This is a genomic window from Phenylobacterium sp., from assembly GCF_030697925.1.
In the GTDB taxonomy this organism is placed as follows: domain Bacteria; phylum Pseudomonadota; class Alphaproteobacteria; order Caulobacterales; family Caulobacteraceae; genus Phenylobacterium.
Map to the genome: position 1 here is coordinate 41,586 of NZ_JAUYOJ010000108.1, position 6,214 is coordinate 47,799.

Annotated in this window: 9 protein-coding genes; 5 read left to right on the forward strand and 4 right to left on the reverse strand. The window is 69.4% G+C overall.

Features of this window, described 5'->3' with window-relative positions; translation table 11 throughout:
* The first annotated feature begins 11 nt into the window (after positions 1 to 11).
* Complete coding sequence (locus Q8Q88_RS10440) at positions 12 to 455, forward strand: GNAT family N-acetyltransferase (protein ID WP_305675130.1); 444 nt, start codon at positions 12 to 14, stop codon at positions 453 to 455.
* Between the two features lie 150 nt (positions 456 to 605).
* Here the strand turns inward: Q8Q88_RS10440 and Q8Q88_RS10445 are convergent, their stop codons facing one another.
* Positions 606 to 1,175 (reverse strand): nucleotidyltransferase family protein, encoded by a 570-nt coding sequence (locus Q8Q88_RS10445; RefSeq protein WP_305675131.1) that lies wholly within the window; start codon positions 1,173 to 1,175, stop codon positions 606 to 608.
* Positions 1,172 to 1,978: a bifunctional hydroxymethylpyrimidine kinase/phosphomethylpyrimidine kinase gene (gene thiD / locus Q8Q88_RS10450; protein WP_305675132.1), complete on the reverse strand. Its 807-nt coding sequence runs from the start codon at positions 1,976 to 1,978 to the stop codon at positions 1,172 to 1,174. The genes Q8Q88_RS10445 and thiD overlap by 4 nt, the downstream gene beginning before the upstream one ends.
* Before the next feature lie 109 nt (positions 1,979 to 2,087).
* Between thiD and Q8Q88_RS10455 the strand changes: the two genes are divergently transcribed.
* The 4 genes from Q8Q88_RS10455 to Q8Q88_RS10470 are packed head-to-tail and all read left to right on the forward strand — an operon-like array spanning position 2,088 to position 4,148.
* Complete coding sequence (locus tag Q8Q88_RS10455) at positions 2,088 to 2,390, forward strand: helix-turn-helix transcriptional regulator (protein WP_305675133.1); 303 nt, start codon at positions 2,088 to 2,090, stop codon at positions 2,388 to 2,390.
* Positions 2,387 to 2,893 (forward strand): SRPBCC family protein, encoded by a 507-nt coding sequence (locus Q8Q88_RS10460; protein WP_305675134.1) that lies wholly within the window; start codon positions 2,387 to 2,389, stop codon positions 2,891 to 2,893. The genes Q8Q88_RS10455 and Q8Q88_RS10460 overlap by 4 nt, the downstream gene beginning before the upstream one ends.
* Positions 2,890 to 3,384, forward strand: a complete 495-nt coding sequence (locus Q8Q88_RS10465; RefSeq protein WP_305675135.1) for an SRPBCC family protein — start codon at positions 2,890 to 2,892, stop codon at positions 3,382 to 3,384. The genes Q8Q88_RS10460 and Q8Q88_RS10465 overlap by 4 nt, the downstream gene beginning before the upstream one ends.
* Before the next feature lie 23 nt (positions 3,385 to 3,407).
* Positions 3,408 to 4,148 carry an SDR family oxidoreductase gene (locus tag Q8Q88_RS10470; protein WP_305675136.1) on the forward strand — a complete coding sequence of 247 codons (741 nt, stop codon included), beginning with the start codon at positions 3,408 to 3,410 and terminating at the stop codon, positions 4,146 to 4,148.
* Here the strand turns inward: Q8Q88_RS10470 and folP are convergent.
* Both folP and ftsH read right to left on the reverse strand, forming a co-directional pair.
* On the reverse strand, positions 4,132 to 4,932 hold the full coding sequence (gene folP / locus Q8Q88_RS10475) for a dihydropteroate synthase (RefSeq protein WP_305675137.1): 801 nt from the start codon (positions 4,930 to 4,932) through the stop codon (positions 4,132 to 4,134). The two genes, Q8Q88_RS10470 and folP, sit on opposite strands and share 17 nt — an antisense overlap.
* 76 nt (positions 4,933 to 5,008) lie before the next feature.
* Positions 5,009 to 6,214: ATP-dependent zinc metalloprotease FtsH (ftsH, locus tag Q8Q88_RS10480; protein WP_305675138.1), on the reverse strand; the 1,206-nt coding region annotated here is incomplete at its 5' end.

Here is a 6,214-nt window from a genome sequence, read left to right on the forward strand (position 1 = left end):
TAGAGGATTCCATGCCCCACGAGACCCGCACCGCCGACGGCTTCGTCGTGAGCGATGAGGCCGCGCGCTTCGACCGCGATCGCGCTCATGGCTGGATCGCCGGCGAGAGCTACTGGGCGTCTGGCATCCCGCGGGCCCTGTTCGACAAGGCGTTGGACAACAGCCTGGTGGTCGGCGCCTACGCCCCGGACGGAACCATGGCCGGCATGGCCCGGGTGGTCACCGACCGGGCCACCTTCGGCTGGGTTTGCGACGTCTTCGTGGGAGAGTCCTATCGTGGCGCGAGCCTGGGCAAGGCGATGATGGCCTATCTGAAGGACCATCCGGACATGCAGGGCTTCCGCCGCCTGCACCTGGCCACCCGCGACGCGCACGGCCTCTACGCCCAGTTCGGCTTCGTCCCGCTCACCAAGCCAGACAACTGGATGGAGATCCGCGGCGGCGGCTACCTCTAGACCCCGGCTGTCATCCCGGAAGTCAGGAAGCTGCTATCCGGGACCCATGAACGCCTGATCCTTCTGGAGGTGGCTACGCCTCGCCACATTCCGTCAAATCGGCGCGTATAGGTCCTGGTCTTGCTTCGCAAACCGGGATGACACTTCGAGCTAGGCCTCGATCGCCAATTCCGGCCAACGGGCCTGGGCCGCCTGCGCGGTGCGCAGGAAGCCATTGGTCTTGCGGGTCGGGTTGGGCCGCAGGCGCAGGGCGAAGATGTCCTCGAGGCCGAACGGCGCGACGATGGTCATTCGCCCGTCCTGTTCCAACCGGGCCCCCACCGCGAAGGTCGCGCTGGTGAACCGTCCGAGGGCTTCGGCGCTGGAGCCGAGCGGGGCGTAGGGCTCGCCGAACTTGCCCTCGAACCACAGGTGGACGCGGGCCTGGTTGCGCACCTCGACCATCGCGCGCAGCGGCGGTTCGAAGGCCCGCGCCACCCGCTTGATGACCCCGTCCTCGGCCTCATAGCTGACGTCCGGATCGAAATAGCCGAGGTCGTAGTCCTTGATCCCATAGTCGGGGTCACGGCCGGTCAGGTGGTTGAGCGCCCGCTGGTAGATGGCGCCGGAGAACAGCAGCCAGTCCGGGAGGTCCAGCTCGCGGGCGGTCTCCATCACCTGCATCAGGCTCGGCGCGGCGCGCAGGATGGCCTCCAGCCGCGCGGTCAGGTCGTGGCTCATCGTTTCTCCCGCAGCGGCCAGCCGTGGTCCAGCGGCCCATGGCCCGCCCCGAAGCCCGGGGCGCGGCGCATGGCCTCGTGCACATAGGCCCAGGCCCGCGCCACCGCCTCGGTGAGGCTCATGCCCTGGGCCAGGCCCGTGGCGCAGGCCGAGGCCAGAGTGCAGCCGGTGCCGTGGGTGTGGCGGGTCTCCAAGCGCTCGCCCTCGAAGGTCGTCTCGCCGTCGGGCGTCATCAGCACGTCGACCACCGTGGCGCCCTCCACATGGCCCCCCTTCATCAACACGGCCCGCGCGCCCAGCCTCAGCAGGATCTCGCCCGCCCGGCGCAGGTCGTCGGTGGTGGCGACCGCCAGGCCGCTCAGGGCCTGGGCCTCCGGCGCGTTGGGCGTCAACAGGGCCGCGCGGGGAATGAGCAGGGTGCGCACCGCCGCCACCGCCTCGATGGCCAGCAGGTTCGCCCCGCCCTTGGCGACCATCACCGGGTCGATCACCGCCGGTAGGCCGCGCACGCTGTCAAGGATGGCCGCGACGGTCTCGACCATGGCCACGTCGCCCAGCATGCCGGTCTTGATGGCGTCTGCGCCGATATCGTCCAGCACCGCGCGGGCCTGGGCCTCGACGACCGCGGCCGGGATCGGGTGGACGCCGGTGACGCCCAGGGTGTTCTGCACGGTGACGGCGGTGACCGCCGTGGCCGCGTAGCCGCCCAGCGCCGTGACGGTCTTGATGTCGGCCTGGATCCCCGCCCCGCCCCCGGAGTCGGAGCCCGCGATGATCAGCACGCGACCTTTGTTCTCGGACATGCCCAGCACCTAGCGTGGCCGGAGGCGAATTGCATCGGGATATGCGCCCTCATCCACACTCGAAAGTATATGCGTTGACAGTTATATTTCTCACATAGAATATGAAGACATGACCCCGTTCGAAGCCCTGGCCGAACCCAACCGCCGTCGCCTGCTCGACTTGCTGCGGGCCGGCGAGCGTCCGGCGGGGGAGCTGGTGGCGGCCATGGATCTCAGCCAGCCGGGGGTCTCCAAGCACCTGAAGGCCCTGCGCGAGGCGGGCCTGGTCAGCGTCCGGGCCGACGGCCAGCAACGCATCTACCGGCTGGAGGCGAGGAAGCTCGCCGACCTCGACCTGTGGCTGAAACCCTACCGCCATTTCTGGGCCGACCACCTCGACGCCCTTGAGGCGCATCTGGAGCGCGACCAATGAGCCAAGATCGTCTGGGGACCGTGTCGCGCACCGGCGACACCTTCGAGCTCGTGTTCGAGCGACGGATCGCCAAGCCGGTCGAGAAGGTCTGGGCGGCGATCACCGTGCCCGAACGGATCGCCGACTGGTTCGCCATTGTCGAGATCGACCTCCGGCTGGGCGGGCATTACCGGCTGCGGTTCTCGCCGGAGGAGACCCCTACGGAAGGCGTGATCGTCGAATACGAGCCCCTTCGCCGACTGGCCCACACCTGGCCCGATCCCGGCCATGCCGACGCCATCGTCCGCTACGAGCTGGAGCCGGACGGCGACGGATGCCGGCTGCGGTTCAGCCAGAACGGGCTGCCGGCCAAGTATGTGGAGAGCATCGCCGGCTGGCATGTGTTCCTGGATGCGATCCCCGGCGCGATCGACGGCGTCCGTTTCGTCTGGAGCATGGAGCAGGAGAAAGCGGTCCTGCAGCTCTACAAGGCGCGGCTCGCAGCCGTGGGGGTGAGCGTATGACCACGCGCGACGCGCTGGGGATCGTGACCCGCTCCGGCGACACCTACGAGGTGACCTTCGAGCGGCGGATCGGCAAACCGATCGCGAAGGTCTGGGCGGCGGTCACCGTGCCGGAGCGGATCGCCGACTGGCTGGCCGAGGCCGAGGTGGACCTGCGGGTCGGCGGCCACTATCGGCTGCGCTTCCCGGGCGGCTACGGGATGGACGGGGTCATCACGGCCCTGCAGCCGCCCCAGCTGCTGGAATACACCTGGCCCGACCCCGAGCATCCGAACTCGGTGGTGCGCGTCAGCTTGGAGGCCGACGGCGAGGGCTGCCGCCTGACCCTGGTCCAGACCGCCCTCTCCCGGAAGGTGGCCCGCGGGGTGGTCGGCGGCTGGCACACCCATCTGGAGGGCCTGCCGGGCGCGGCGGGTGGCGTTCGCACGGCCTGGACCCAGGTCCGCGAGGACGAACTCCTGGAACTCTACAAGGACCGGCTTCCCGTCTGACGCTGCCCTGCTAACCTCAGCCGATGACAGACAGGATCGCACTCGTCACCGGCGCGGGCTCGGGTATCGGACGCGCCGCGGCGCTGGGCCTGCTGGACGCCGGCTGGAAGGTGGTGCTGGCCGGACGCCGCGCCGAGCCGTTGCTGGCGACCGCGGCCCACGCCCCCGATCGCGCCCTGGTCGTCCCGACCGATGTCGCGGACGAGGGCCAGGTGCACGACCTGTTCGCGGCGATCGGCGTCGGCCACAAGCGCCTGGACCTGTTGTTCAACAACGCCGGCGCCTCGGCGGGCGGGCGGCTGGAGGATCTCTCACTCGAGGACTGGAAGCGGGTGGTCGACGTCAACCTGACCGGCGCCTTCCTGTGCACCCGGGCGGCGTTCCGGATGATGAAGGCCCAGACGCCGATGGGCGGGCGGATCATCAACAACGGCTCGATCTCGGCCCACGTCCCGCGGCCCTATTCGGTGGCCTACACGACCACCAAGCACGCCATCACCGGGCTCACCCGATCGACCTCCCTGGACGGGCGGGCCTACGACATCGCCTGCGGCCAGATCGACATCGGCAACGCCGCCACCGAGATGACCAGTCGCATGGCCAAGGGCGTGCCCCAGGCCGACGGGACCTTCGCCCCCGAGCCGCTGATGGACGTGAAGGCCGTGGCCGACGCGGTGGTGTTCATGGCCAGCCTGCCGCTGGACGCCAATGTCCAGTTCATGACCGTGATGGCCACCAAGATGCCCTTCATCGGGCGCGGTTGATCGCCTCCCAGACCTTCAGGGCCTGGACCGTCTCGGCCACGTCGTGGACGCGCAGGGCGGCGACCCCGGCCTGGACCCCCGCCAGGGCCGCGGCCAGCGAACCCGGTCCCCGCGCCTCCGCGAGCTCGGCGGCGAGATCCACGGCGGCGATGAAGCGCTTGCGGCTCACCCCCAGCAGCACCGGGAAGCCCAGGGCGACCAGGACGTCCATATGGGCCAGCAGGGCCAGGTTGTGCTCCAGCCGCTTGCCGAAGCCGATCCCGGGATCGAGCCAGATTTTGTCGCGCGCCACGCCGGCCGCCATGGCGACCTCGGCCCGGACATTCAGGAACGCGGCCACCTCGGCGACCACGTCGTCATAGCGGGGATCGGCCTGCATGGTGCGAGGCTCGCCCTGCATGTGCATCAGCACCACGCCGCAGCCGAGTTCGGCGGCGATGGCGGGCGCCTCGTCCGAGAAGCCCAAGGCGGTGACGTCGTTCCAGATGTCGGCGCCGGCGGCCAAGGCCGCCCGGGCCACCTCCGGCTTCATGGTGTCCACCGAGAGGGTGACGGCGCTCGTCGCCCGGATCGCTTCAATCAACGGAACCAGCCGGGCGATCTCGTCGCCCGCCGAGACCGGTTCGGCGCCGGGGCGCGTGGATTCCGCGCCGAGGTCGAGGATGTCGGCGCCTTGCGCGATCAGGGCGCGGGCATGGGCCAGGGCCGCGTCGGGCGCCAGGAACCGACCGCCGTCGGAGAAGCTGTCGGGGGTCAGATTGACCACCCCCATGACCTTCACCATCGCGCCCTCGCCCAAATGAAAACGCCCTCCCGATACAGGATCGGGAGGGCGCGGAGAATGGTGGAAACCTCAGGCCCTAGGCGGGCTCGGGGCGCGGCGAGATCGGCACCGAGACCGAGGGGCCCGAAGGCCGCTTGATGTCGCTCTCTTCGCGGTTGGGGGCGACGCCCTTCAGCACGTTGATGATCTCGTCGCCGCTGAGGGTTTCGTATTCCAGCAGGGCCTTGGCCAGGGTGTGCAGCTCGTCGAGCTTTTCCGTCAGGATGCGGCGGGCCTCGTCGAACGCGGTCTGGACCAGGGCCTTGACCTCCTGGTCGATCAGCCGGGCGGTCTCTTCCGAGACGTTCTGGGTGCGCGATACGGAGTGGCCGAGGAAGACCTCGTCCTGGTTCTCGCCGTAGGAGACCACGCCGAGCTTGTCGGAGAAGCCCCACTTGGTGACCATGGCCCGGGCCAGGCGCGTGGCCTGGTCGATATCGGACGAGGCGCCGGAGGTGATCTTGTCCTTGCCGAAGATCAGCTCCTCGGCCATCCGGCCGCCCATCAGGATGGTCAGGCGCGAGGTCATCTGCTCGTAGGACAGGGAGAGCTGGTCCCGCTCGGGCAGCTGCATCACCATGCCCAGCGCGCGGCCGCGCGGGATGATCGTGGCCTTGTGCACCGGGTCGGTGGCCGGGACGTTGAGGGCCAGCAGGGCGTGGCCGCCTTCGTGATAGGCGGTCAGGCGCTTTTCGTCGTCGGTCATCGCCATCGACTTGCGCTCGGCGCCCATCATGACCCGGTCCTTGGCGTCCTCGAAGTCGGCCTGGGTGACCATGCGGCGGTTCTTGCGCGCGGCCATCAGGGCCGCCTCATTGACCAGGTTGGCCAAATCGGCGCCGGAGAAGCCCGGGGTGCCGCGGGCGATGGTCTTCACCTCCACGTCGGCGGCCAGGGGCACGTTCTTCATGTGGACGCGCAGGATACGTTCGCGCCCGCCGATGTCGGGGTTCGACACCACCACCTGGCGGTCGAATCGGCCCGGACGCAGCAGGGCCGGGTCGAGCACGTCGGGACGGTTGGTCGAGGCGATGACGATGATGGCTTCCGACGGGTCGAAGCCGTCCATCTCCACCAGCAGCTGGTTGAGGGTCTGCTCGCGCTCGTCGTTGCCGCCGCCCAGGCCCGCGCCACGATGGCGGCCCACGGCGTCGATCTCGTCGATGAAGATGATGCAGGGGCTGTTCTTCTTGGCCTGCTCGAACATGTCGCGCACGCGGCTGGCGCCGACGCCGACGAACAT